This is a genomic window from Desulfovibrio aminophilus DSM 12254 (genome assembly GCF_000422565.1).
Classification (GTDB): domain Bacteria; phylum Desulfobacterota; class Desulfovibrionia; order Desulfovibrionales; family Desulfovibrionaceae; genus Aminidesulfovibrio; species Aminidesulfovibrio aminophilus.
This window is the reverse complement of sequence record NZ_AUMA01000008.1, coordinates 162,689-184,230: the sequence shown is the minus strand read 5'-3', so window position 1 is coordinate 184,230 and position 21,542 is coordinate 162,689. Positions and strand designations below refer to the sequence as shown.

The window sequence follows — 21,542 nt, the reverse complement described above, 5'->3', positions numbered from 1 at the left end:
GCCCGCCTCCTCAGATGATGTACAAGGAAAGGACGGCGGAACTACTTTCTGGTTTCGGCTTGGCCGTCCGGCTGCTCGGGGTTGTCCAGGGATCGGCGCAGCTCACGCAGGGCCTTGCCCAGGCCGGCGCCGAACTGGGGCAGCTTGCTCGGCCCGAGAACGATGAGCAGGACCACGAGGATGACGATGAGATGCATGGGCTGAAACAGTCCGCTGATCATGGGTGCCTCCCCCCGGGCGCGCGGGCGTCCCGGCATCCCTCCTGCCTAGTCGAGTTCTGGAAAAAGAAAAGCCCGCCCGGGACAACTTTCCATCTTTTCATCTTCGGAGGACGGAGGCTGACGGATCAATACATCTTGCGTTTGGCGAACCCCCGGCCCAGGACGCTGAAGGTGTTCTCCACGATGAACAGGGCCTCGGGGTCCGTGGTGAAGACCAGCTCTTCCAGGCGCTTGAGCTGGATGTTGTTGATCACGGTCATGACGATGTTCCGGTCCATGCCTGAGAAGGCCCCCCGGGCCTTGAGGAAGGTGGCCCCGCGCTTGAGGTCGTCGAGGATGACCTTGGCGATCTCCTCGCTCCTCTCCGAGATGATGAAGGCGATCTTGCGCTGGCTGAACAGGGACAGCACATAGTCCACCACGGTGGAGGAGATGAAGACCAGGATCAGGGAGGCGATGACCATATCCACCGGCAGACTCACCAGGGTAAGCAGGAAGAGCGCGGCGTTGTAAATGAAAAAGAAGCGTCCCACGCCGAAGCCCCAGCGTTGGTTGAGGATCACGGCCACCACGTCCAGTCCGCCGCCCGAGCCCAGGGAACGCAGCATCATGCCCGTGCCGCCGCCGCAGAGCACTCCGGCGGCCACGGCGGCGTAGAGCTGGTTGTGGATCCCCAGGTTCACCGGCAGGAACTGGTGGAACGCGGCGGTCATGAGCATGGCGTAGAGGCTGTAAAAAAAGAAACGCCTGCTGACGAATATCCAGCCAAGGATGAACAGGGGCACGTTGAGCAGGAAATACCAGACCGCGGCCGGAAGGCCCACGCCCAGGTAGGAGAGCAGGAGCGCGGTGCCGAAAATGCCGCCGGTGACGAAGCCGTGGTGCACGGCCACGCCCTTGGTGCCCAGGGTGAAGACGAAGGCCCCCACGGTCAAGAGCAGCACGTTCCAGGCCGGGGAATAGGTGAAATCGAGCGGTGCGGAGCGTTGAGTCGCCATGGGCTCATTGTAGACAGGATAGCGGGGGAAGCAACCCGAAAAGACCGCGTTTCGCTAAATCAGACCGCCCTCGGATTCGCGCGCGGTCTTGACGTGCTGGTAGGCCTTGGCCGTGGCCACGCGGCCGCGCGGAGTGCGTTTCAGGAAGCCGCACTGGATGAGATAGGGCTCGTAGATGTCCTCGATGGTCCTGACCTCCTCGGAGCAGGCCACGGCCAGGGTCTTGGCCCCCACCGGCCCGCCGCCGAACTGGTCGATGACCACGGAGAGGATCTTGCGGTCCATCTGGTCCAGACCGGACGGGTCCACGTCCAGGCGGTCCAGTGCCAATTCGGCCATTTCGCGGTCCACGTCCTTCCGGCCCTGGACGTGGGCGAAGTCGCGCACGCGGCGCAGGAGACGGTTGGCGATGCGCGGAGTGCCGCGGCTGCGACGGCCGATGGCCAGCGCGCCGTCCTCGGTGATGCCGATGCCCAGGATGCGCGCGGCGCGATGGACGATGCGCGACAGGTCGCCGGGGGTGTAGAAGTCCAGGCGGAAGATGCAGCCGAAGCGGTCGCGCAGGGGTGAGGTCAGCAGTCCGATGCGCGTGGTGGCGCCCACCAGGGTGAAGGGTTCCAGGTCGATCTTCACCGTGCGCGCGCCGGGGCCCGCGCCGATGATCAGGTCGATCTTGTTGTCCTCCATGGCCGGGTAGAGAACCTCCTCCACGCTGGGCGGCATGCGGTGGATCTCGTCGATGAAGAGGATGTCGTTCTTGGAAAGGTTGGTCAGGATGGCGGCCAGGTCGCCGGTGCGCTCCATGACCGGCCCGGAGGTGGAGATGATGTTCACGCCCATCTCCGAGGCCATGATCTGGGCCAGGGTGGTCTTGCCCAGGCCCGGGTTGCCATAGAAGAGCGTGTGGTCCAGGGCCTTGCCCCGCTCCCGGGCCGCGCGCACGAAGACCTCCAGGTTGGCGCGCAGGTCGTCGTGGCCGATGAAGTCGGCCAGTCGGCTGGGCCGAATGGTGTCGTCGATGTTGGCGCAGTGGGTCATGTGCGTGCCGAAGCGATCCTCTTGAGGGCCGCGCGGATGGCTCCGGCGGCGTCAAGATCGGGCTCCTCGCCGAAGATCTCCTGCAACAGGGGCCGGGCCTCCTCTTCGGAGTATCCCAGGTTCCTGAGCCCCGCAAGGGCGTCCAGGTACTCATCGGGCGGACGGGAGGAAGCGCCCCGGGCCGGAGCCTTGCCCAGCGGCCCCTTGATCTTGTTCACCTTGTCCTTGAGGAACCAGAGTATCTGGCGCGCGGACTTGGGCCCGATGCCCGGCACCGTGGCCAGGGCCGCGTCGTCCTCGCGGAAGGCGATCTCGCGCAGATGATCGGGCGTGAAGTGGGCCAAGATGGAAAGGGCTTTCTTGGGGCCGAGCTTGTCGATGGAGATGAGCGTGCGGAAGACCTCGCGATCCTCGGCCGTGAGGAAACCATAGAGGTCCATCGCGTCCTCGCGGATCACCGTATGCACGAACACGGCCAGCTGTTCGCCCAGAGCCGGGAGTTGTCCCAGGGCCGATGAGGGCATGAATATCTCATAGCCCACCCCGCCCGGCGTGACCACCAGACAGGATCGCTCGGAAAACTCCAGGAGACGGCCCTCGACGTAGGCGATCATGACAACCCCGCCATTTTGCGGAAACGCCGCTCGTTGAGGTGGCAGACGGCCACGGCCAGGGCGTCGCTGGCGTCCACGGCCCAATCCGGGTTCTTGACCCCGAGCACGCGGGCGACCATGAAGGCCACCTGCTTCTTGTCCGCCGCGCCCGCGCCCACCAGGCTCTTCTTGACCTTGGAGGGTTCGTACCCGGCCACGCTCAGCCCGGCCACGGCGCAGGCGGCCATGGCCGCCCCCCGAGCCTGGCCCAGCTTGAGGGCCGAGGCCGCGTTCTTGTCCACGAAGACGTTTTCGATGGCGGCCTCGACAGGGGTGTGGCGCTCGATGACGGCGGCCACCCGACTGTAGATGACGCCCAGCCGGGCGGCCATGTCGCCCGTGCCCGTGCGGATGGTTCCGGCCTCCACCAGGCGGGCCTGGCCCGAAACCTCGGCGACCACGCCGAAGCCCGTGACCCGCGAGCCCGGATCCAGCCCCAGAACCACCACGGCGGCCATGCTAGTCGGCCACGAAGTCGTCCGGGAAGTCGGCGTTGACGTAGACGTTCTGCACGTCGTCGTTGTCTTCCAGGGCGTCGATCAGGTTCATGACCTTCCTGGCCACGTCGGCGTCCACGGGAACGAGGTTCTTGGGCACCATGGCCAGCTCGGCGCTCTCGACCTTCTTGCCCGCGTCCTCGAACGCCTTCTGGACCGCCATGAAATCCTCGGGCGCGGTATGCACCTCGAAGGAATCCTCCTCGTCCTTGACGTCCTCGGCCCCGGCCTCCAGGCCCAGTTCCAGAAGCTCGTCCTCGGTGTTGCCCTCCTTGGGGAAGACGAGGACGCCCTTCTTGTCGAACATCCAGGCCACGCAGCCCGCCTCGCCCATGTTTCCGCCGCCCTTGCTGATGATGTGGCGGATTTCGGCCACGGTGCGGTTGCGGTTGTCCGTGGCCGCGTCCACCAGGATGGCCACGCCGCCGGGCGCGTAGCCCTCGTACATGACTTCCTGGAGGTCGCCGCCGGCCAGTTCGCCCGTGCCCTTCTTGATCGCGTTCTCGATCCTGTCGTTGGGCAGGTTCACGGACTTGGCCTTGGCGATGGCCAGACGCAGGACGGAGTTATGCGAGGGGTCGCCGCCTCCGGCCTTGGCCGCCAGGATGATGTCCTTGGCCGCCTTGGTGAAGAACTTGGCTTTCTTGGCGTCCTGCCGCCCCTTGCGATGCTGGATGTTGGACCATTTGCTGTGTCCGGACATAATGCCTCCGAATTATCCCTCGGCGGGAGATTGTCTGAGGGGAACGCGCGCTCTTTACTCCGGGAGGCCGCGAAAGCCAAGGGCCACCACGAAGGTTTCCTTGCTTTCCGAGCGGGAGCTCTTGGGCTTGAAGCCCTTCACCGACTCGAACAACGGCCGCAGGCCGTCGGTGAAACCCTTGACGTCCGGGCCCTCGAAAATCTTGGCCACGAAATGGCCGCCCGGCTTGAGTCGGTTCAGGGCCAAATCCCGGGCCCGCTCGCAGAGTTCCAACGAACGCGCCTGATCCGTGAATTTGATGCCCGTGGTGCTCGGGGCCATGTCGCTCATGACCACGTCGAAGGGCGCAAGCTCCTCCATGGCCGCCATAAGGTCCGGATCGTCGGAAAACACGTCCCGGCAGAGGAAACGGACGTTGCCGGGAAAGCCCGTGCGGGTTTCCTGGATGTCCACGCCGAGCAGGCGGCCCGAGGGCCCCACCCGCTCGGCGGCCCAGAGGGTCCAGGAGCCCGGAGCCGCGCCCAGGTCGAGGATCTTCTGTCCGGACTTGAAAAGAGAGAAGCGCTTGTCTATCTCTTGGAGCTTGTAGACCGAGCGGGCGGGATAGTTCTCCTGCTTGGCCTTGAGAAAGTAGTGGTCGCGGTATTTCTTCATGACGCCTCGACAACACGCTATAGCCTAAACCAGGCCGCAAGCCAAGAAGGAGGGCCCGTGCCCCGACGCCCGCGCCGCCCATGCCTGACCGCCGAAACCGGTCGATCCCTGACCCTGGATTCAGGGCCGGACGCCTTCGACGTCCTGGGCGGCGAAGGCCCCCCGCTCTTCCTCGGCCTGGGCCCCGAGCCCGCAGCCCTGTCCCTCTGGTTCCCGGCGGCCGCCACGGGAGCAGAATTCGTTGAATGGCCGGAAACCGAAGCCTCCCTCGGCCCAGACTTCACCTCGGCGATTCCGAGGAACTTCCAACGCCTGACGCCCGGCGAGCTGACGCCCGAGCGATTCCGCACCCGCCGCGTCCTGGCCTTTCGCCAGAACATGCGCTTGGCCCCGTCCTTCTGGGGCCCGATTCTGGCCCGCCGCGGGCTGGCCTTCCTGGCTCCGCCCCCGGCCCAGCCCGTGGTCTGGCTGCCCGGCGACGAGCACGGCCTGCTGCTCCGCGAGCTGGAGGCCGCCTTCGCGGCCCAGGGCCTGACCGCCCGCCGTGTTCCCGGCGATCCCGCCGCCCTGCCCGGTCTGCTGCGCGAGGAGCGCCCTCTGCTGTTTTTTTCCGTGAACTTCCGTGGCCTGGACGCCCACGGCGAGGCCTTCCATCTCCTGGATCAGGCCGGCGTCCGCGTGGCCGCCTGGTGCGTGGACAACCCCTTCCATGTTGTAAGCGCGATCAAGGCCCGTTTCTGGACCCGTCTGCACCTCTTCGTCACGGACCGCTGGTTCATGGAGCCGTTGCGCCGCCTGGGAGCCGAGCGGGTGGAACACCTGCCCCTGGCCCTGGACCCGGCCTTCGCAGCACCGGGACCGCTGCCGAAGCGCCTCGGTCCCCTGGCCGGACGCCTGCTCTTCGTGGGCCGCTCGGCCTTTCCGGATCGGGCCGGATTCTTCGCCGGAGCCCGCGTGCCGGGGGACATCCTGGCCGAGGCCCGGGACCTGCTCGCCGCCGGGAAGCGGCCGGATTTCGGCTGGTGGGCCGTGCGGCTGGGCATCGCGGCTCTCTGGCCGGGCAACGAGGCGCGCCGGGCGGGCCTGGGCGCGGACGAGTCCGGCCGGATCTGGCGCTCGCTCTGCCTGGGCCGCGCGCCGGGGCTGACCATCATCGGCGACGAGGGGTGGCGCGATCTCCTGCCCGGCGCGGACCTGCGGCCGCCCGTGGACTATTACGGCGGACTCGCCGCCGCCTATCGGGAGGCGGCCTGCTGCCTGAACGTGACCAACATGATCCTGCCCTCCGGCCTGACCCAGCGGCATTTCGACGTCTGGGGCGCGGGCGGCTTCCTCATCGGCGACGCCAACCCCGGGCTGGACATTTTCCCGGCGGACCTCACCCGGCCGGTCACTTTCCAGCGGGCCGAAGACCTCCCGGAACTGTTCAAGCGCTTCGCGGACGATTCGCCGGAAAAGCGCGATCTCGCCCGGGCCTGGCGGAACGAACTGCTGGCGCGGCACACCTACGGCCACCGCGCCGCGCAGATCCTGGCAGCCATCGATCTGGAGCGGTCACGCCCGTGACCTGAAATTGGGGCTTGAGGTCCGTCGCAAAACCGGCTATGAAATCACTCCTTCATGGGGACGTAGCTCAGCTGGGAGAGCGATGCGTTCGCAACGCATAGGTCGTCGGTTCAATCCCGATCGTCTCCACCAAAGAAAACAACGGGTTGCAGCACACAGACTGGAACCCGTTTTTCTTTCCCGATCCGCGCCCGAGTGTACCGTTCTCAAGACAAGCGCGTCCTTGGCAGAATACCTCCATCCCATCAAGGAAGAATCATGCTTGGTCCCATCGTCAACAGCGCCTGCATCGTCTTCGGCGCTCTCACAGGGTCGCTCTGCGGCCGCATCATCTCGCCGGAATTCAACAAGAAGATCATTCTCGTCTTCAGCTGCATCACCATGGGAATCGGCGTCTCCATGACCGCCAGGGGCAATTCGCTGCCGCCGGTGGTCATCGCCCTGCTGCTCGGCACCCTGCTGGGCGAAGCCTGCCGCATCGAGGCCGGGGCCATGCGACTGGCGTTCCGGGTCGTGGGTTTCTTCCGGCGAGGCAAGACGGCCGCGGCTCTCCCCGAGCAGGCCTTCCGCGACCAGTTCGCGGTGCTGACCGTGCTCTTCTGCGTCAGCGGCCTGGGCATCATGGGCTCCATGAACGAAGGCATGACCGGCGACCCCTCGCTCCTGCTCATCAAGTCGCTGCTGGATCTTCCCACGGCCCTGCTCTTCGCGGCCAACATCGGAGGAGTCGTCGCGGTGCTGGTCGTGCCGCAATTCCTGATTCAGGCGGCCATCCTGCTGTTGGCCACCAGTGTGGCGCCGCTGACCACACCCGCCATGTTCGCGGACTTCTCCGCCTGCGGCGGCATCATCATGCTGGGGGCCGCGCTACGGCAGTTCGGGCTGGCGCCGGTGCCGGTCATCAGCATGATCCCGGCTCTCTTCCTGGTCATGCCCATCTCCGCCCTCTGGGTCCGTCTGCTCGCCTAAGACGCCCGGCGGTGGACTCATTGCAGGGTGAAAGAGATCGGCAGGAGCATCCAGACGCTCACACTCCGGCCGCGCAACACACCTGGGGTGAACTCCCAGGCGGACACGGCCTCCACTGCGGCTTGGTCGAACACGCCCTCGGGCCGCGATTCGACCACGTCCAGATGGCGTACCCGGCCCGAGGAGTCCACCAAAAATTTGACCAGCACCTTGCCGGTGACGTGGCGTTTGCGCGCGGCGAGCGGATATTTCGGCTCCACCTTGCGCAGCAGGCGCGGCGCCAGTTCCACCTGTCCCAGGCCATAGCCTCCATGCCTCACGCCTTGCGCTTCCCCACGAGACAGTCCGGCCGGATGCCTCTCCGCCACGACGGAACCGGGCGCTTCGCCATCCGCCGGAACGGAGGCAAAGGTTTCGGAGGGGGCCGGAGTGTCCGCCCCGACGTCCGAGGCATTGGGATCGGGCACAGTTACCGGAGCGGGAGTTGGAGCCGATTCCGCCGCGCGGAATGGAACGGGTCTCTTCGGGCGCAAGGTTTGCCGGACAGCCGCGGGCTCCCGCCGTTTGGGTTGGACCGAGGCGACTCGGGCCACGACTGCCGGAACGCCGTGTTCGTGCCCGTCGCCCTCGCCAGGGCCGAGACTCACCAGTTCCACTTCATATATGGGAACCTCTCCGTACGTCACAGCTTCCGGCGGCAACACCAGGGCCGAGGCCAAGGCGAGGCCGTGCAGAATCAGCGCCAGCAAGGCCGCAATGAAACCACGCCCCTTGCCGTCTCTGGGAGGAGGTGGACTCACCGGCTCCAACGCAGGACGGCAGATCGCCCCGCCGCTCATGTCCGAACCTCCGCCTGGAAGCGAAAACGCACCATCCATTCCTTGTGAATCCTGTTCGCATCCAGGACAGTCGCCCCAACCCCGGGGAATGAAAATCCACCGCACCGCGGCGCACTTCCTCTCGTTCATCTCCGCCTGGGGAATAAGTAGCACTAATTTTTATTTCATAACACTGCAGACTGCCAATGGGAACCCCCTTCCCCGGCCGATCCGGCCGCTCCGCGTCATGGCCGGGACAAAACGCCCCGGAGAGCGTGCCCATCATGATGTGCTTACGAAAGCCGGCCAGATCCGCGCCGGGAGCGCAATCCGGGAGTCAGGGCAAGACGTAGTCGAGCAGGACAAGCAGGCCGGAGGCCAACTGGATGCACCCGGCCGGCACCAGCAGGGCGTTGTTCAAGCCGTGGACCAGCGGCAGCCAGCGTCGCTTTTTTCTGCTCCGGTCCATGATCAGGCCGGAGATGAGCCCGAACAGAATGAGCGGCAACATGGCCAGGGCCAAACGATGGTGTGTGCCGGTGAAAAACACGGCCTGCCACTTGAGCCAGGCGACACCCAACCCGGCAAAGAATCCGCCCAGCCAAGTGAACAGCACGAGGGCTCCCAACGTCACATGCCGCTTCCACTGGAACTGCCCGGCCCGTCCCAGATGAACGGCCGCGAAACGGGTCCAGCCGAGCAGGAGGACGAAGACGGAGAGCAGCAGGGCCAGGGTCTGAAAGATGGGATGAAGCCAGAGCATGCGATGACTGTTCCTTTTCGCTTTTCCTGACGTGTCCGGCACGGATTCCCATGCCCAGGGCGTGGGCGATAGGCGGCATATTTCGAACATACCCTCCTGGCGGAACAATGGAAAGCCCAGGCTGCGGATTCCCGACTGCTCGGAACGAAAAAAGCCTTGCGGTTTCACCCGCAAGGCCCGCCTTGGAGAAAGAACGCCGCGCCGCATCCCCGGATCGCGGGCCTTGGGGCTCCGCCTTCCCGACACCCGGCGGTCGGCCTACGCCAGGAATATCCGCACGATGAAGTCCGCGGAACGGGCGACGTGGTGTTCGGAGAGTTCCCGCAGGGCCTTCTCGTCGTTGTTCACCACCGCGGCGATCATCCCCAGGGTGTCGTCGAAGAACGAATCCAGCTCGATCCGCTGCGGCAGGGACAGCCAAAAGCGCAGATAATGGCTCAGCAGATGGTCCAGCACCTTGGTGAGCTGCGTGTTCCGGGTGGCCGTGTACAGACGGCGATGCAGCGCCAGGTCCGCGTTGACGATGTCCAGGTTGGTGGCCGAGGAGTCCAGGCCATTGATGCGCACCCGAAGGCTGTCGAAGGAACGGCGCGTCGCCTCGTCCATGCGCCGCAGGGCCAGGAGGTTGGACTCCACCTCCAGGATGGAGCGTATCTCGGTGATCTGCTTGATGCGCTCCAGGCTCAAGGGGGTGACCATGAAATGCGACCCGTGCCGCTGGACCCACTCCTCGGCCTGCAGCACGATGAGCGCCTCCTTCACGGGCGTGCGGCTGACGCCATGCTGCAGGGCGAGTTCACTGATGTTGAGGATCGTCTCGGGGGGCAGTTCGAGCATGATGATCTTCTGCTTGAGCTGCTCGGCGACTTGGCGGGGTGTCATGAAAGGATGCCGCTCCTTCTGCGCTCGGCCCGAAGAACCGGCGACGCCGTTTGGATACAGGAATTGAGATAGCGCGCCATACCACGGCGATCGGGAGAACTCAACGCGCCGTGGAGGCCGCGCCACCGGCCCAGGCCCGGCGGCTCCACCCGGAGGGAAGAGGCGCGGCGGAACCCGGGACAAAACCCGGATTCCACCGCCAGGGTCGGGCGAAGGCCCATTAATGCACGTACCCCATCAGCCGGGGCAGGAACAGGGAGAGGTCCGGCCAGTAGGTGGTGGCCAAGGCCACGGGCAGGGAGCCGAAGAGCAGAAGCACGGCCACCGGCTTGATGAACTCCTCGATGGTCACGCCTCCGATGCGGCCCGCCAAGTAGAGGATGGGGGCCGTGGGCGGGGTGTTCGCGCCGATGGCCAGGTTGGTTCCCACGATGGCAGCGAACTGCACCGGATGCACACCGATCTTGAGCATGAGGGGCATGAGCAGCGGCGCGGCGATGAGCGTGCCGCTGATGTCGTCCATGAGCATGCCCACGATGATCAGGAAGACGTTGGCCATCATGAGGATGACGATCTTGTTCTCGGAGATGTTCAGCAGGGCGTCGACGATCATCTGGGGCACCTGCTGCATGGTGAACACGCGGCTGGCCACCAGGATGAACAGGAACATGATGACGATGGCCCCGATGGTGGCGGCCGAGTCGATGGTGGTCTGCCAGAGCTTCTTCAGGGTGAGCCCCTTGTAGATCCAGAACCCCACGGGGATGCCGTAGAGCGCGGCCACGGAGGCCGCCTCCGTGGGGGTGAACAAACCGCCGTAGATGCCGCCCAGGATGAGGACGGGCATCATCAGGGCGAAGCTGGCATGGCGCGTGGCCCGGCCGGTTTCGCGCAGGGAATCGGCCAGCCCCAGCCTCGGTCCCACCTTGATGGTGGGGATGCGGCGGCACATGAGCCAGTTCAGGAAGGCGTAGAGGACGATCATGAGGAGTCCGGGGCCCACGGTGGACAGGAAGCAGGCCGCGATGGACTGGCGCGTGATCCAGGCGAAGAGGATCATGGGCACGCTGGGCGGAATGAGCTGGCCCAGCAGCGAGGAACAACTGATGAGCCCGGTGGTGTAGCCCCGGGGATAGCCGGCCTCCTCCATGCGCGGGATCATCACCGTGCCGATGGCGGCCACGGCCGAGGAGGCCGTACCGGAGATGGCCCCGAAGAGGGCGCAGCTGAACACGAGCACGATGCCCAGGCCGCCGCGCACCCGGCCCACCAGAGTCTCGGCCAAATTGATGAGCGGGGTGGCGATGCCGCCCTCGCCCATGATCCGCCCGGCGAAGATGAACATGGGCAGGGAGAGCAGAACCACGGAATAGGTCTGGAAGAAGGCGCTGGGCAACAGCAGGCCCGGGTCCAGCTGGAAGTACGCGGTGAGGAACAGGACGGCCCCGGCGAAGGCGAAACCGATGGGCACGCCGATGACCAAGAGAACCACGATGATGCCCAGGGCGGTCAGAAGCCCGATCATGCCTCCCTCCGAGCCGGGCCGTTCTTCCCGGCGGCCAGGGTCGCCACGTTGCGCACGCGCGCGACAAGTTCCAGTCCGAAATACAGGGTCATGAGAAGGGCGCCGACGAACAGGGCGCTCTGCGCCACGAGGTAGTTCAGGCCCAGCGACGGGGTGACGGACTTGTGCTCCAGCCCCCAGCGCACGAAGTCATAGCCCCATTTGGCCATGACCGAGGCCAGGGTCATGCTGACGGCGCTGGCCAGACAGCGGACCAATTCCTGGTGCAGCGGCCTCTTGAAGATCAGGTGCACCATGCTGGCCTCGATGTGGCTGTGTTCCCGGGTGCAGTAGGCCGCCCCGATGAGGTAGAGCCACGTCCCGGCGATGAGGGCGATCTCCTCGACTCCGAACAGCGGGCTCTTCAGCACCACTCTCAGGAATATCTGCGCCACGATGAGCACGGCGATGAGCCCCACCGAGACGACCAGCACCACCCGCTGGGCCAGGGCGAGCCCCTTTTCCAAGGTCGCCAGCATTGCGATTGTCCTGTTCATGCGCTCTTCCTCCTCCACTCGCCCCGCCGTCCCCGAAAGGGCCGGAGCGGCCCGACGCGCCGACGCGCCGGGCCGTAAACGTCGGCCGTTCGTGGTCTACTTCTCGGCGTTGGCCTTGATCTCCGTGATGATGTCCTCGCCCACCAGCTTGGCCAGCTTGGGCCAGACCTTCTCGCGCACGAGCTTCTTGGCCCGGGCCGCGTCCTCGGGGGAGAGCTGGATCACCTGGACCTTGGCCTTGCCCAACTCCTCGATGTAGCGGCGCTCCGAAGCCTCGGCCTGCACGAAACGATCGGCGATGACCTTGGCGGCGGCCTGGACGATGATCTCCCGGTCGGAGGGAGACATGCGGTTCCAGAGGTCCTGGTTCATCATGAACTGGGCGCAGGAGAAGTAATCCTTGTAATGGATGTAGTACTTGGACACGTCGCGGAAGTCGCTCCAGGCCTGTTCGGGGCCGCCGCCCACCTGGCCGTCCACCACACCGGTCTGAATGGCCGTGGGCGTCTCGGCGTAGTCGATGGGCGTGGGAATGAAGCCCAGGGCCTCCCACACGGACATGAAGGGCTCGATGGGAGGCACGCGGACCTTGATGCCCTTGGCCATGTCGGCGTTGGTGGCCGGAGCCGCGTTCAGGGTCACGCCGCTGAACTCATAGGGGTAGGGCCCGAGGTACTTGATCTTGGATTCCTCGAAGACCTTGCCCACGATCTTGGTCAGCCAGCCGTCGGGCACGGCGTAGGCCGCCTTGGCCTGCTCCCAGGAGGTGAACATGTAAGGGGCGAAGACCACCGCCAGCTTCTGGTTGTAAGAGGTCATGGGCCAGTCCATGTTGAAGTCCACGACCCCGCGCAGCAGGGCGTCGTAAACTTCCTTCTGGCCGCCCAACTGCCCCCCGTCGAACACGCTGACCGAGATCCGCCCGCCGGACTTCTCCTTGACCAGGGCGGCGAACTGGCGTGCGGACTTGCCCAGGTCGCTGTCCGTGGCGAAGAGCTGCGCCAGCTTGAGATCGTACTTCTGTTCCGCGGCAAAGCCGCGGGGCGTGCCGGCCAGGAAGGCCAGCATCAGGGCCGTGACACCCAGCAGAATCAATTTCGCGCGCATCGTTTCCTCCCTCTTCTGATGACCGGTTGCTGTCGACACCTATTCCACCGCCGCTATGGCGTCCATCTCCACCGCGAGCCCACCGAACATGCTGCCCACGGCCACGGTAAGCCGGGCAGGATAGTCCTTGGTGAAATATCGTTTGTAGACCTCGTTCATGGCCTCGAAATCCCCGATGTCGGCCAGGTAGACGTTGCACTTGAGAATTCGGTCCAGGCCGCTGCCCGCCGCTTCCAGCACCGCGCGCAGATTCTCCAGGGCCAGTTCGGTCTGCTCCGCCACCCCGCCGTAGACGACCTCGCCGTTCACCGGGTCGATGGCCACCTGCCCCGAGGCGAACACCAGCCCGCCATGGCGCACGGCCTGGGAATACGGCCCCACGGGGCCGGGGGCCTTGTCCGTGAAGATGATTCTCCTCATGGCCTTCTCTCCTTCTGATTCGTCCTGATGATCTCCAGGATGCACGAGCCCACCTCGCGCATACCCTGCTCGTTGAGTTTGCCGAGGTTGGCCAAGGTCTGGGCCAGGGTCGAGCCCACCACGCCCATGCCCTGGGGGATGGCCACTCCGTCGCCCACGGCGAAAAAGGCATACTCAATGGCGCTGCCCGCCGTGGCCGAGGCCTTGTAGGCGCAGGATTCCTTGGCCCCGTCGCAGACCACGCCGCTGAAGGCCCCGAGCACGGCCTGGATGGCCTCGTCCATCCTCACCCGGCTTCCTCCCAGCAGGGAGACCGTGCCGGCCGCCACGCCCGAGGCTCCGGCCACGGTGCAGCCGCAGACATTGGTCATACGGGTCAGGATGCGTTTCACCGTGATGGTCACCACGGTGCTCACGGCCAGCGCCCGGATCAGTTCCTCGCGGGAGGCCTCCAGGCCCTCGCCCGCGCCCAACACCCCCAACAGGGCGATGATGCCGATGTTGCCGCTGCCGGCGATGGCCGTGATGGGACGCACCAGCCCACACATGCGGGCCTCCACGGCGGCCCCGGTGTACAGCTTGCCGAGCGCCGCGCAGGCGTGGCGTCCCGCGAGTCCCTCGGTCATCCTCGCCAGGGCCCCGCCGAAACGCAAATCTTTCAGATCGGAGGCGGCGGCCTTGTTCATCTCCGCGGCGCGCAGCAGAAACTCCAGTTCGTCCAACGGGATGCATTCAAGGGCGTCCAACGCCTCCTCGATGTCGAAGGTCTCGGCAAGCGTTTCAGGCGCCGCCGAAACAACCCTCGTCAGGGGCAATTCCCGGCCATTTCTTTCCAACCGCGACACGGCGTCGTAGTCGCCCTGAATCACGGCCAGGGCCTCCTCCGCCCCGGCGCGCACACGGGCCTGAATGTAGAGTTTGTCCGGGCAGTCTCCCGCGTAGCCCACGCGCACACCTCCCTGTTCCAGGTGCGTCAGGGAAGCGGCCACTTTTTCCGGAGTCACGCGGTTCATAATGGCCAGCCCATCGTCGGCGTACTCGGCCATCTCGACGCCCAAGGCCGCGGCCTGTTCGGCTCCGCGACGGCCCGTGCCGGGGATGCCGACGCTCACCGCGTTCTTGTAGACTTCGGGACTGAGCACGACCTCGACATCGCCCGGGGTCCGCCCCAAGGCCTGGGCGGCCACGGCCACCGCCAGGACAATGGCCCCGGGATCGGTGCATCCGGTGGTCTCGACCAGTTCACCCCGAATGATGCGCAACAATTTCTCGGAATCCACGCTCTCTCCCCCTCTCGGAATCGGCCCGGGCGACATGGTGTCCGTAGTTTTCCAGGCTCATCTCGCGCCGAGCGAGTTGATCGGAATTCAATTTTGATTCAACTTGAATTCAAAATGAACCAAAACAGTATTCATGTCAACAGGGATCGCGCTCCGCGTTGGAGCATCTCATCCAGGAGTCCTGTTTTATTGAATGAATATATCTTGGATGGGGTTTGGCGCGCGAAACATCCCGACCCGGCTGGGGCGCGGGTCCATGTTTGCGAAATGCATCATCGAACAAAGCGATGCCGTTCGCGCCTCAAGCAGGAGCCGGCAAACAACCTCGCCGGATCGGCGGGTCAGGCGAGCGGACATGCGCCGCCCCGCGTATGCCCCAAGGGGAAGAGGAAGACGTCCGAGCCGCAGCGCGGGCTCGGCTAGGGCAGTCCCCAGACCGTCTTGAGCCGGCCGTACTCGGCCCGGGGCAGTTGCACCAAGACCGGCCGCTTGACCGTGTCGAGGCGGCGCAGCAGGCGTTCCATGTCGGGCCGCGCCATGGACGTGCAGCCGGAGGTGGGCAGCGGAGGCTCCGAAAACAGGTGCATGAAGATACACGAGCCGCCCCCGGGCACGACCGGGGGTGGATTGTGGCCCACCAGCAAACCCAGGTCGTAGCGGGCGTCGGAACGCAGCATGTTTTCGCAGCTGTCCCAGTTCCTCACCGGGACCTGATCGGCCTGGAATACCGTGTTGTAGCGGGAGGACACGCCGTCGTCCACGCAGATCGTCTGCCCGTTCACCACGAGGAAGGGAAAGGTCTTGAGCTGCGGCGCGAGCGGAGCCCGGCCGAAGGCCGAGTCCAAAGTGAAGATGCCCGCCGGGGCCCGGCCGTCCCCCTCGGCCTTGCGCGGCCCCTCGGTCTGTTCCGGGTGCAGGCCCCGGCCCCACCCCAGCCCCTTGCGCCCCAGGAACACAGGAACCCCCGGACCGACGGCTTTCCAGCTCCCGGTCCAGGAACGCTCGAAGAGCGACAGCGTCCCTTGGGTGGAATCCCAATCCTCCGCCAGCACCAGCAGACACTGGTCCGAGGAGGCCACGGGCGTGACGGCCTTTCCGCCGCCCGGGGAACGCCCACCACAGGAACAACAAAACAGGGCCAAAACCACGATGCAGAACGCCCGGCGCGCGTTGTCCATTCCCATCCTCCCGCTTGGGCTGAACATTAGCCTGGGACCGGATCGCTGAAAAGCCCGGTCGCGCCTCGCGGACAAAAAAAGGCCGACGGCGAACCGTCGGCCTTTCGTGTTGAAAGCGGAACACGTCGCCGACTAGCGGCGAACCACGAACTCGTCGCGACGGTTCTTGGACCAGGCGGCCTCGTTGTGGCCCGGGTCCACGGGGCGCTCCTCGCCGTAGCTCACGGTGTCGACGCGGGAGGGATCGACGCCCAGCACCTTCAGATACTCCTTGGCCGAATCCGCGCGGCGCGAACCCAGAGCCATGTTGTACTCGTTGGTGCCCCGCTCGTCGCAATGCCCCTCGATGGTCACGGAAACCACGGGGTAGCGCTGCATGATCACGGCCTTGTTCTGAAGCCGGTCTCGGTCATCACCCGCGCGGATGGCGGACTTGTCGAAGTCGAAATGGATGGGGGTGGCCAGTTCCTGCATGGCCTGCTCGGCCTTGAGCGCATCCTCGTCCACCGCCGGAGGCGTGTAGGGCTCGGGCGCGGCCGGGGGAGTGGTATCCTCGATGACCACGGCCTGGGGCTGAGCGGCGGTCTTCTTCTTGGCGCAGCCCGCGGCAAGCAGCAGCGCCATGGCCAGGAACACCAACAGGACGGCAAACTTGGACTTCATATGGGCAACTCCTTTCTCGCTGATGACCATTTGCATCACTTTAATTCGTATTCCATCCAGGCACGAAGTCAACTGCCTTTCTAACCCTGGATGAAAAAAAAGAAAAGAGGCCCACCCCTTTCCGGAATGGGCCCGGCGTCATTTTTTCCGTTCTCAGCGCTTCATGCTGATGGCCGTGTTCAACATGGCGTCCGCGGCGCTGACCACCTTGGTATTTGCTTGCAGCCCGCGCTGGGTGACGATCATGTCCACGAACTCCTCAGTCATGTCCACGTTGGACTGTTCCAGGCTCTTGCCCTGGATATTGCCGCGCGGGCCGGTCCCGGCCGTGCCTTCGACCACCGAGCCGGACTCCACGGTCTGGGTGAACAGGTTCGACCCCTCGCGCCGCAGGCCGTACTCGTTGGTGAAGGTGTACAGCGGGATCTGGTAGAGGTTTTCCTCCTCGCCGTTGGAGTAGATCGCCCGCACGTAGCCCTCGCTGGTCACGGAAACGTCCAGGAGATAGCCGGTGGCGTGGCCATCCTGACTGGCGCTCAGGGTGGCCAGGGAGTCGCCGTAGCCGGTGGTGGCGTTGGGCTGCTCGGCGATGGAGGCCAGATTTGGCAGATTCGCCACACTGGTCCCCACGGAGGCGGCCGAGGCGTTGGAGGCCAGCCCAGTCCAACCGCCCGTCGCGCTGCCCAGGCCCAGGTTCAGGGCGATGGTCTGTCCCGTCGTTCCGGCTCCGGCCCCGCTGGCCAGGCCCAGAAAGGTCGCGGTCATGGTCGGGAAGCCGTCGGCGGAAAAGGCCGCGGGCGACCAGTTGCTCAGAAGCGACGAGTCACCGGCTCCCTCATAGGTGTAGGAGGTCTGCCCCACGAACTGGCCGAAGCTGTTGAAGGTCAGCGTGCCCATCATGAGCAGGCCGGCCCCGGAGGTTCCGGTCATCCCGGCGCGGCCGTCGGCGGCCGGGTCCACGGTGGCGATGAATTCCCAATAGGTGTTGCCGTCGCTCGGGGTGACGTCCACCTTGTCGAAATAAAGCGTCATCGGCTGGGCGTTGCCCTGCGCGTCGTAGATGTTGATCGAGCTGGAGTAGGCGTAGCTGCTTCCGGCCAGCGGCGGGTCGGCGGCGCCATCCCAGAGCCCGGCCAGGGCGAAGAAGGGATCGGTGGCGCTCGTGCTGTGGTCGGTCTCGCTCTTGTCCAGGGAGAACTGGAGATTCAGGCGGGTGGTGGGGCTCGGCGGGGAGCTGACGACCCGGGTGGGTACGCCGTCGATGGTCGCATCCTCCCACGGCAGCACGATGTCCGTGACGCCGCCGGAGACCTCGCCGGTGGTCCGGTCGATGGCCCGCCCCTGGAGCACGTTCCCATGGGGATCGACCAGATAGCCCGCGTTGTCGAAACGGTAGTTTCCTGCCCGGGTGTAATAGGACGTGCCGGCGTCCTGGCTGACCACGCGGAACATGCCCTTGCCGTCGATGGCCATGTCCGTGTTCGCGCTGCCGTCCTTGAACGATCCCTGATTGAGATCGATGCGCACGTCGGCCACGCCCACGCCCATGCCCATCTGGAAGGCCGCGCCCGTGTCGTTGGAGAGCACCTGCCCCACGGTCCCGTACCGGCTCATGAGATCCTGAAAAAGGACGTCGCTGCCCCGGTAGGCAATGGTGTCCACATTGGACAGGTCATTGCCGATGACCGACATCTTCTGGCTCAGGGAGGTGACTCCCGTGGCGCCCACGTACATCGCGCTGAAACCCATGAAGGCGCTCCTTTCCCGGCGACCCCACCGGGACTTGCGGAGGTCGGGCCATCGGCCCGGACGTCCGGCAAAAAATTCCTCCACCCCGACAAAGGCAAGGTCCGTGCCAAGATGGAACATCCCCCCGGAACTCCCCTCCGAATCGCGAACGGAACCGTTTTTCTCTTGTGAAGAAGTGGACATGCCGTGCGAGGAGGGATATAAACAAACCAAAGCACTCAAAAAGGGAGGGAGAGTCATGGATTACACCGAGGCGGATCTTCCCGTTCGCATTCATCATGGCGAGATCGTCACCCTGGCTGGAGGCAAGTCCGTCCGTTTCGACAGCAACGGCGAAGCCAAGGACATCTTCTTCGGAGACGAATTCAACGCCAGCCTGCAACTGTTTCCGGGCATGGAGCACGAATTCGAGGCCGGCGGCGCCAGATACCGGTTGGTGCCCGATTTTGACGACACCATGCTCGTCGAGAAGATCTAAACGTCACGACGCCGAAGGCGTCCCGCCCGTCCCGCCCCCGGGACGGGCTTTTTTTCGCCCGCCTCCCCGGGCGTCCCGCTTGTCACTTCCGTCCATCTCTGCCAAAAAGGACAGAGAACACCCGCTCCGAGCGCCGAAGCCGAAAACACGGACGGGCACGGGAACGCAGCATGGCCAAGATCCTCATCGCGGAAGACGACCGCATCTCCCAGAAATTGGCCGCCCGGCTGGTGGAGGACATGGGCCACTCGGCCTTCGTCAGCCCCAACGGGCGACACGCCTACGACGCCATCCGGGTCAACGACTTCCAACTCCTGCTCACGGACATCATGATGCCGGAAATGGACGGCCGCCAGCTCATCCTGGCCCTGCGGGAGGACGCCGCGCTGCGCGACATGCCGGTGATCATCATGTCCGCCGTGGTCGGGGTGAAGGAAATCGCCGGGCTGCTCAAGGTCGGGGCCACCTTCTTCCTGGCCAAGCCCCTGGTCGCCGGAGACCTGCGTGAATATGTCCGCCGCGCCCTGGGCTGACGCCGGGCCGGGCGAAACCCAAAAAGGCCGGACCCTCGCGGGCCCGGCCTTTTCGCTTCATGCGGGAAAAGGGGCTCAGGGTTCCTTGTAGAGGTAGGCCTTGCGCACGACCACCTGCTCCACGGGCACGTCGTCCATCATGCCCCGGGGCGTGGTGCGCAGATTGGCGATGTCCTGGATCACGTTCATGCCCCGGATGATCCGGCCGAACACGGCGTACCCCATGCCTTCGGGAGTGGCCGAACGGAAGTTCAGGAAGTCGTTGTCCCGAACGTTGACGAAGAACTGCGAGGTGGCGCTGTCCGGGTCGGCGGTGCGGGCCATGGCGATGCTTCCGGCCTTGTTCTCCAGCCCGTTGCGGGACTCGCAGGCGATGGCCGGCATGGTCGGCTTCTGGCGGAAGGCGGCGTCGTAGCCGCCGCCCTGGACGATGCCCATGCCCTTGTTGTTGACCACGCGGTGGAAGATGGTTCCGTCGTAGAATCCAGAGTTCACGTACTTCAGGAAGTTGGCCGTGGTCACGGGGGCCTTCTGATTGTCGAGCTGGATGAAGATCATGCCCTTGCTCGTCTCGAAGACCACCACCGGGGCGGGGCCGTCGGCGGCCAGGGCGGCCGCCGGGGCGGCGAGACAAAGCAAGAGGGCCAGCAATCGGATGAGACGCATGCGTTTTCCTCCTCGGCGAATGAATTGCGGCATCCTATCCCCAAGCGCCGTCGCGCTCAACGAAAAAGGCGGGACTTTCGCCGCCAGGGTGAATCTGCTAGGATTGGCCTCCATGCGCTCCATCCCAGTCAGTTCCCGTTCCCGGGCCGCGATCCTGGCGTTCTGCCTGTCCCTGCTCCTCTCCGCCTGCGCGGCCAAGGGCCCCCTGGTTCCGCCAGACCCGCCGGAAGTGCGGGACGTGACCGACCTGCCCCAGGATCTCTTCGCCTATCTCGGCCCGGACGGCGGCCGTTCCGTGTTCACGCCGGACGTCCAGGCCGGGATGCTGCGCGGCTTTCTGACCGGCCACTTCGCGCCCTGGGAACGCACCTCCCCGCCCAAAGATCCCGGGGACGCCTTCTGGGGGCTGAACCACTTCGCGGCCAAGAAGGTCTACGGGGAGAATCTCCTGCGCCGGAGCCCGGCCTGGATGGCCGAGATGCGCCGTCTTTCGCGGCCCGAGGACTTCCCCAACTTCGGCCGCCCGGCCGTGGCCGTTGTGCATACCTCCCTGCGGGTGCTGCCCACCCTGGAACCGGCCTTCCTCAACCGCCACCTGCCGGGTGAAGGCTTCCCCTTCGACTATCTGCAAAACACGGCGATCTGGGCCGGAACCCCGCTCTACCTCTCGCACCTCTCGGCCGACGGGGCCTTCGCCCTGGCCCACTGCCGCTACGCCTCGGGCTGGGTGCCCCTGGCCGATGTGGCCTTCGCCGGGTCCGAGTTCCGCAAGAAGTTCCAGTCCGCCCCCCTGGTGACCGTGACCCGCGACCGGGTGCCCCTGGCCGACGAACACGGCCTGTTCCGCTTCGAGGCCCGCGTGGGCATGCTCCTGCCCCTGGCCCGGGCCACCGCCCGAGGCTACGAGGTGCTCCTCCCGGTCCGCGACGCCCGCGGCGAGGCCGTCACGGTGCGCGGCCTGCTGCCTCCCTCCGCCGCCGCGCCCCTGCCCCTGCCCGCCACAGCCGCCAACCTGGCCCGCGTGGGCGGCTCCATGCTCGGCGAACCTTACGGATGGGGCGGGATGTACGGCCACCGCGACTGCTCGGCCCTGCTCATGGACCTCTACACGCCCTTCGGCCTGGGCCTGCCGCGCAATTCCAGACAGCAAGGCAAGGCCGGGGAATACATCTCCCTGGAGGGCCTTTCGGACCAGGACAAGGAAACCGCCATCCTGGCCCGGGGCGTGCCCTTCGCCACCCTGCTCTGGAAGCCCGGGCACATCATGCTCTACGTGGGCGAATTGGGCGGCCGGGCCATGATCCTGCACGACGTCTGGGGCCTGCGCACCGAGGAGCGGGGCCGCGAGGGACGGCACATCATCGGCCGGGTGGCCGTGACGACCCTGACCCCGGGCGAGGAACTGCCCGAGCTGGAGAAACCCGAGGGGCTGCTCCTGCACACCATCCGCGGCATGGTCCTGCTGGGATCGAAGAATCCCTGATTTCCGTAAGCCGTCTTGGCCCCGCCCTTGCAGTGCCCCCCTGGAAACATTCCACATGGAAGCGGGAGCCATTGCATGCGCACTACAATTTTATCCTTATCAATCGGAAATTCCATCCTTTTCTGTCTAGTGACCTTGACGTCCTGCCTGACTTCCGACTTG

The 21,542-nt window shown here is 65.6% G+C and carries 24 protein-coding genes and 1 tRNA gene; 6 read left to right on the top strand and 19 right to left on the bottom strand.

The window, feature by feature from the left end:
* Positions 1–41 precede the first annotated feature (41 nt).
* The 7 genes from H587_RS17515 to H587_RS0106025 all read right to left on the bottom strand — a co-directional run bounded on the left by H587_RS17515 (position 42) and on the right by H587_RS0106025 (position 4,764).
* A complete protein-coding gene (locus H587_RS17515; protein ID WP_034608640.1) occupies positions 42–221 on the bottom strand; it encodes a twin-arginine translocase TatA/TatE family subunit in 180 nt (59 codons plus the stop codon).
* 125 nt (positions 222–346) lie between these two features.
* Positions 347–1,219 (bottom strand): YitT family protein, encoded by an 873-nt coding sequence (locus H587_RS0106050; RefSeq protein WP_027175501.1) that lies wholly within the window; start codon positions 1,217–1,219, stop codon positions 347–349.
* A gap of 54 nt (positions 1,220–1,273) precedes the next feature.
* Positions 1,274–2,257, bottom strand: coding sequence for a Holliday junction branch migration DNA helicase RuvB (gene ruvB / locus H587_RS0106045; protein WP_027175500.1), 984 nt, complete (start codon positions 2,255–2,257; stop codon positions 1,274–1,276).
* The gene (gene ruvA / locus H587_RS0106040; protein ID WP_027175499.1) at positions 2,254–2,871 is read right to left on the bottom strand and encodes a Holliday junction branch migration protein RuvA; all 618 of its coding nucleotides are present in this window, start codon (positions 2,869–2,871) and stop codon (positions 2,254–2,256) included. The genes ruvB and ruvA overlap by 4 nt, the downstream gene beginning before the upstream one ends.
* Positions 2,868–3,368: a crossover junction endodeoxyribonuclease RuvC gene (ruvC, locus tag H587_RS0106035; protein ID WP_027175498.1), complete on the bottom strand. Its 501-nt coding sequence runs from the start codon at positions 3,366–3,368 to the stop codon at positions 2,868–2,870. The genes ruvA and ruvC overlap by 4 nt, the downstream gene beginning before the upstream one ends.
* Before the next feature lies 1 nt (position 3,369).
* On the bottom strand, positions 3,370–4,110 hold the full coding sequence (locus H587_RS0106030; protein WP_027175497.1) for a YebC/PmpR family DNA-binding transcriptional regulator: 741 nt from the start codon (positions 4,108–4,110) through the stop codon (positions 3,370–3,372).
* A 54-nt stretch (positions 4,111–4,164) separates the two neighbouring features.
* Positions 4,165–4,764, bottom strand: coding sequence for an RlmE family RNA methyltransferase (locus H587_RS0106025; RefSeq protein WP_027175496.1), 600 nt, complete (start codon positions 4,762–4,764; stop codon positions 4,165–4,167).
* A gap of 57 nt (positions 4,765–4,821) precedes the next feature.
* On the opposite strand from H587_RS0106025, the gene H587_RS0106020 reads away from it, so the two are divergent.
* The 3 genes from H587_RS0106020 to H587_RS0106010 all read left to right on the top strand — a co-directional run bounded on the left by H587_RS0106020 (position 4,822) and on the right by H587_RS0106010 (position 7,299).
* Positions 4,822–6,330: a glycosyltransferase family protein gene (locus H587_RS0106020; protein ID WP_027175495.1), complete on the top strand. Its 1,509-nt coding sequence runs from the start codon at positions 4,822–4,824 to the stop codon at positions 6,328–6,330.
* Positions 6,331–6,386: 56 nt separating this feature from the next.
* Positions 6,387–6,462: transfer RNA gene (locus tag H587_RS0106015), tRNA-Ala, on the top strand.
* 126 nt (positions 6,463–6,588) lie between these two features.
* On the top strand, positions 6,589–7,299 hold the full coding sequence (locus H587_RS0106010) for a DUF554 domain-containing protein (protein WP_027175494.1): 711 nt from the start codon (positions 6,589–6,591) through the stop codon (positions 7,297–7,299).
* 17 nt (positions 7,300–7,316) lie between these two features.
* On the opposite strand, the gene H587_RS20795 is transcribed toward H587_RS0106010, so the two are convergent.
* The 11 genes from H587_RS20795 to H587_RS0105955 all read right to left on the bottom strand — a co-directional run bounded on the left by H587_RS20795 (position 7,317) and on the right by H587_RS0105955 (position 18,220).
* On the bottom strand, positions 7,317–7,619 hold the full coding sequence (locus H587_RS20795; protein ID WP_169432751.1) for an energy transducer TonB: 303 nt from the start codon (positions 7,617–7,619) through the stop codon (positions 7,317–7,319).
* An 835-nt stretch (positions 7,620–8,454) separates the two neighbouring features.
* Positions 8,455–8,880 carry a hypothetical protein gene (locus H587_RS0106000; protein WP_027175493.1) on the bottom strand — a complete coding sequence of 142 codons (426 nt, stop codon included), beginning with the start codon at positions 8,878–8,880 and terminating at the stop codon, positions 8,455–8,457.
* Between the two features lie 258 nt (positions 8,881–9,138).
* Entirely contained in the window at positions 9,139–9,762 is a 624-nt protein-coding gene (locus tag H587_RS0105995; protein ID WP_027175492.1) for a GntR family transcriptional regulator, read from the bottom strand.
* Positions 9,763–9,982: 220 nt separating this feature from the next.
* A complete protein-coding gene (locus tag H587_RS0105990; RefSeq protein ID WP_027175491.1) occupies positions 9,983–11,287 on the bottom strand; it encodes a TRAP transporter large permease in 1,305 nt (434 codons plus the stop codon).
* Positions 11,284–11,823, bottom strand: coding sequence for a TRAP transporter small permease (locus tag H587_RS19580; protein ID WP_084630453.1), 540 nt, complete (start codon positions 11,821–11,823; stop codon positions 11,284–11,286). The genes H587_RS0105990 and H587_RS19580 overlap by 4 nt, the downstream gene beginning before the upstream one ends.
* A gap of 96 nt (positions 11,824–11,919) precedes the next feature.
* The gene (gene dctP / locus H587_RS17500) at positions 11,920–12,930 is read right to left on the bottom strand and encodes a TRAP transporter substrate-binding protein DctP (protein WP_051202485.1); all 1,011 of its coding nucleotides are present in this window, start codon (positions 12,928–12,930) and stop codon (positions 11,920–11,922) included.
* A 39-nt stretch (positions 12,931–12,969) separates the two neighbouring features.
* A complete protein-coding gene (locus H587_RS0105975) occupies positions 12,970–13,350 on the bottom strand; it encodes a Rid family detoxifying hydrolase (protein ID WP_027175489.1) in 381 nt (126 codons plus the stop codon).
* Positions 13,347–14,630 (bottom strand): L-serine ammonia-lyase, iron-sulfur-dependent, subunit alpha, encoded by a 1,284-nt coding sequence (locus H587_RS0105970; protein ID WP_027175488.1) that lies wholly within the window; start codon positions 14,628–14,630, stop codon positions 13,347–13,349. Before H587_RS0105970 ends, H587_RS0105975 begins: the two co-directional genes overlap by 4 nt.
* 419 nt (positions 14,631–15,049) lie before the next feature.
* Positions 15,050–15,808 (bottom strand): L,D-transpeptidase family protein, encoded by a 759-nt coding sequence (locus H587_RS0105965; RefSeq protein ID WP_051202484.1) that lies wholly within the window; start codon positions 15,806–15,808, stop codon positions 15,050–15,052.
* A gap of 132 nt (positions 15,809–15,940) precedes the next feature.
* Positions 15,941–16,471 carry a peptidoglycan-associated lipoprotein Pal gene (gene pal / locus H587_RS0105960; protein WP_027175486.1) on the bottom strand — a complete coding sequence of 177 codons (531 nt, stop codon included), beginning with the start codon at positions 16,469–16,471 and terminating at the stop codon, positions 15,941–15,943.
* Between the two features lie 153 nt (positions 16,472–16,624).
* Positions 16,625–18,220 carry a flagellar hook protein FlgE gene (locus H587_RS0105955; protein WP_027175485.1) on the bottom strand — a complete coding sequence of 532 codons (1,596 nt, stop codon included), beginning with the start codon at positions 18,218–18,220 and terminating at the stop codon, positions 16,625–16,627.
* Positions 18,221–18,458: 238 nt separating this feature from the next.
* Between H587_RS0105955 and H587_RS0105950 the strand changes: the two genes are divergently transcribed.
* Both H587_RS0105950 and H587_RS0105945 read left to right on the top strand, forming a co-directional pair.
* Positions 18,459–18,698, top strand: a complete 240-nt coding sequence (locus H587_RS0105950; protein ID WP_027175484.1) for a hypothetical protein — start codon at positions 18,459–18,461, stop codon at positions 18,696–18,698.
* Positions 18,699–18,868: 170 nt separating this feature from the next.
* The gene (locus H587_RS0105945; RefSeq protein ID WP_027175483.1) at positions 18,869–19,231 is read left to right on the top strand and encodes a response regulator; all 363 of its coding nucleotides are present in this window, start codon (positions 18,869–18,871) and stop codon (positions 19,229–19,231) included.
* A 75-nt stretch (positions 19,232–19,306) separates the two neighbouring features.
* On the opposite strand, the gene H587_RS0105940 is transcribed toward H587_RS0105945, so the two are convergent.
* Positions 19,307–19,897, bottom strand: coding sequence for a peptidylprolyl isomerase (locus tag H587_RS0105940; protein WP_156904468.1), 591 nt, complete (start codon positions 19,895–19,897; stop codon positions 19,307–19,309).
* A 112-nt stretch (positions 19,898–20,009) separates the two neighbouring features.
* Between H587_RS0105940 and H587_RS0105935 the strand changes: the two genes are divergently transcribed.
* Entirely contained in the window at positions 20,010–21,380 is a 1,371-nt protein-coding gene (locus H587_RS0105935) for an SH3 domain-containing C40 family peptidase (protein WP_034608638.1), read from the top strand.
* The last annotated feature ends 162 nt before the right edge of the window (positions 21,381–21,542 follow it).

Coding starts and splice junctions, on each gene's coding strand:
- H587_RS17515 (WP_034608640.1), bottom strand. CDS start 221: ATGATCAGCGGACTGTTTCAGCCCATGCATCTCATCGTCATCCTCGTG.
- H587_RS0106050 (WP_027175501.1), bottom strand. CDS start 1,219: ATGGCGACTCAACGCTCCGCACCGCTCGATTTCACCTATTCCCCGGCC.
- ruvB (WP_027175500.1), bottom strand. CDS start 2,257: ATGACCCACTGCGCCAACATCGACGACACCATTCGGCCCAGCCGACTG.
- ruvA (WP_027175499.1), bottom strand. CDS start 2,871: ATGATCGCCTACGTCGAGGGCCGTCTCCTGGAGTTTTCCGAGCGATCC.
- ruvC (WP_027175498.1), bottom strand. CDS start 3,368: ATGGCCGCCGTGGTGGTTCTGGGGCTGGATCCGGGCTCGCGGGTCACG.
- H587_RS0106030 (WP_027175497.1), bottom strand. CDS start 4,110: ATGTCCGGACACAGCAAATGGTCCAACATCCAGCATCGCAAGGGGCGG.
- H587_RS0106025 (WP_027175496.1), bottom strand. CDS start 4,764: ATGAAGAAATACCGCGACCACTACTTTCTCAAGGCCAAGCAGGAGAAC.
- H587_RS0106010 (WP_027175494.1), top strand. CDS start 6,589: ATGCTTGGTCCCATCGTCAACAGCGCCTGCATCGTCTTCGGCGCTCTC.
- H587_RS0106000 (WP_027175493.1), bottom strand. CDS start 8,880: ATGCTCTGGCTTCATCCCATCTTTCAGACCCTGGCCCTGCTGCTCTCC.
- H587_RS0105995 (WP_027175492.1), bottom strand. CDS start 9,762: ATGACACCCCGCCAAGTCGCCGAGCAGCTCAAGCAGAAGATCATCATG.
- H587_RS0105990 (WP_027175491.1), bottom strand. CDS start 11,287: ATGATCGGGCTTCTGACCGCCCTGGGCATCATCGTGGTTCTCTTGGTC.
- H587_RS19580 (WP_084630453.1), bottom strand. CDS start 11,823: ATGAACAGGACAATCGCAATGCTGGCGACCTTGGAAAAGGGGCTCGCC.
- dctP (WP_051202485.1), bottom strand. CDS start 12,930: ATGCGCGCGAAATTGATTCTGCTGGGTGTCACGGCCCTGATGCTGGCC.
- H587_RS0105975 (WP_027175489.1), bottom strand. CDS start 13,350: ATGAGGAGAATCATCTTCACGGACAAGGCCCCCGGCCCCGTGGGGCCG.
- H587_RS0105965 (WP_051202484.1), bottom strand. CDS start 15,808: ATGGACAACGCGCGCCGGGCGTTCTGCATCGTGGTTTTGGCCCTGTTT.
- pal (WP_027175486.1), bottom strand. CDS start 16,471: ATGAAGTCCAAGTTTGCCGTCCTGTTGGTGTTCCTGGCCATGGCGCTG.
- H587_RS0105955 (WP_027175485.1), bottom strand. CDS start 18,220: ATGGGTTTCAGCGCGATGTACGTGGGCGCCACGGGAGTCACCTCCCTG.
- H587_RS0105950 (WP_027175484.1), top strand. CDS start 18,459: ATGGATTACACCGAGGCGGATCTTCCCGTTCGCATTCATCATGGCGAG.
- H587_RS0105945 (WP_027175483.1), top strand. CDS start 18,869: ATGGCCAAGATCCTCATCGCGGAAGACGACCGCATCTCCCAGAAATTG.
- H587_RS0105940 (WP_156904468.1), bottom strand. CDS start 19,897: ATGCGTCTCATCCGATTGCTGGCCCTCTTGCTTTGTCTCGCCGCCCCG.
- H587_RS0105935 (WP_034608638.1), top strand. CDS start 20,010: ATGCGCTCCATCCCAGTCAGTTCCCGTTCCCGGGCCGCGATCCTGGCG.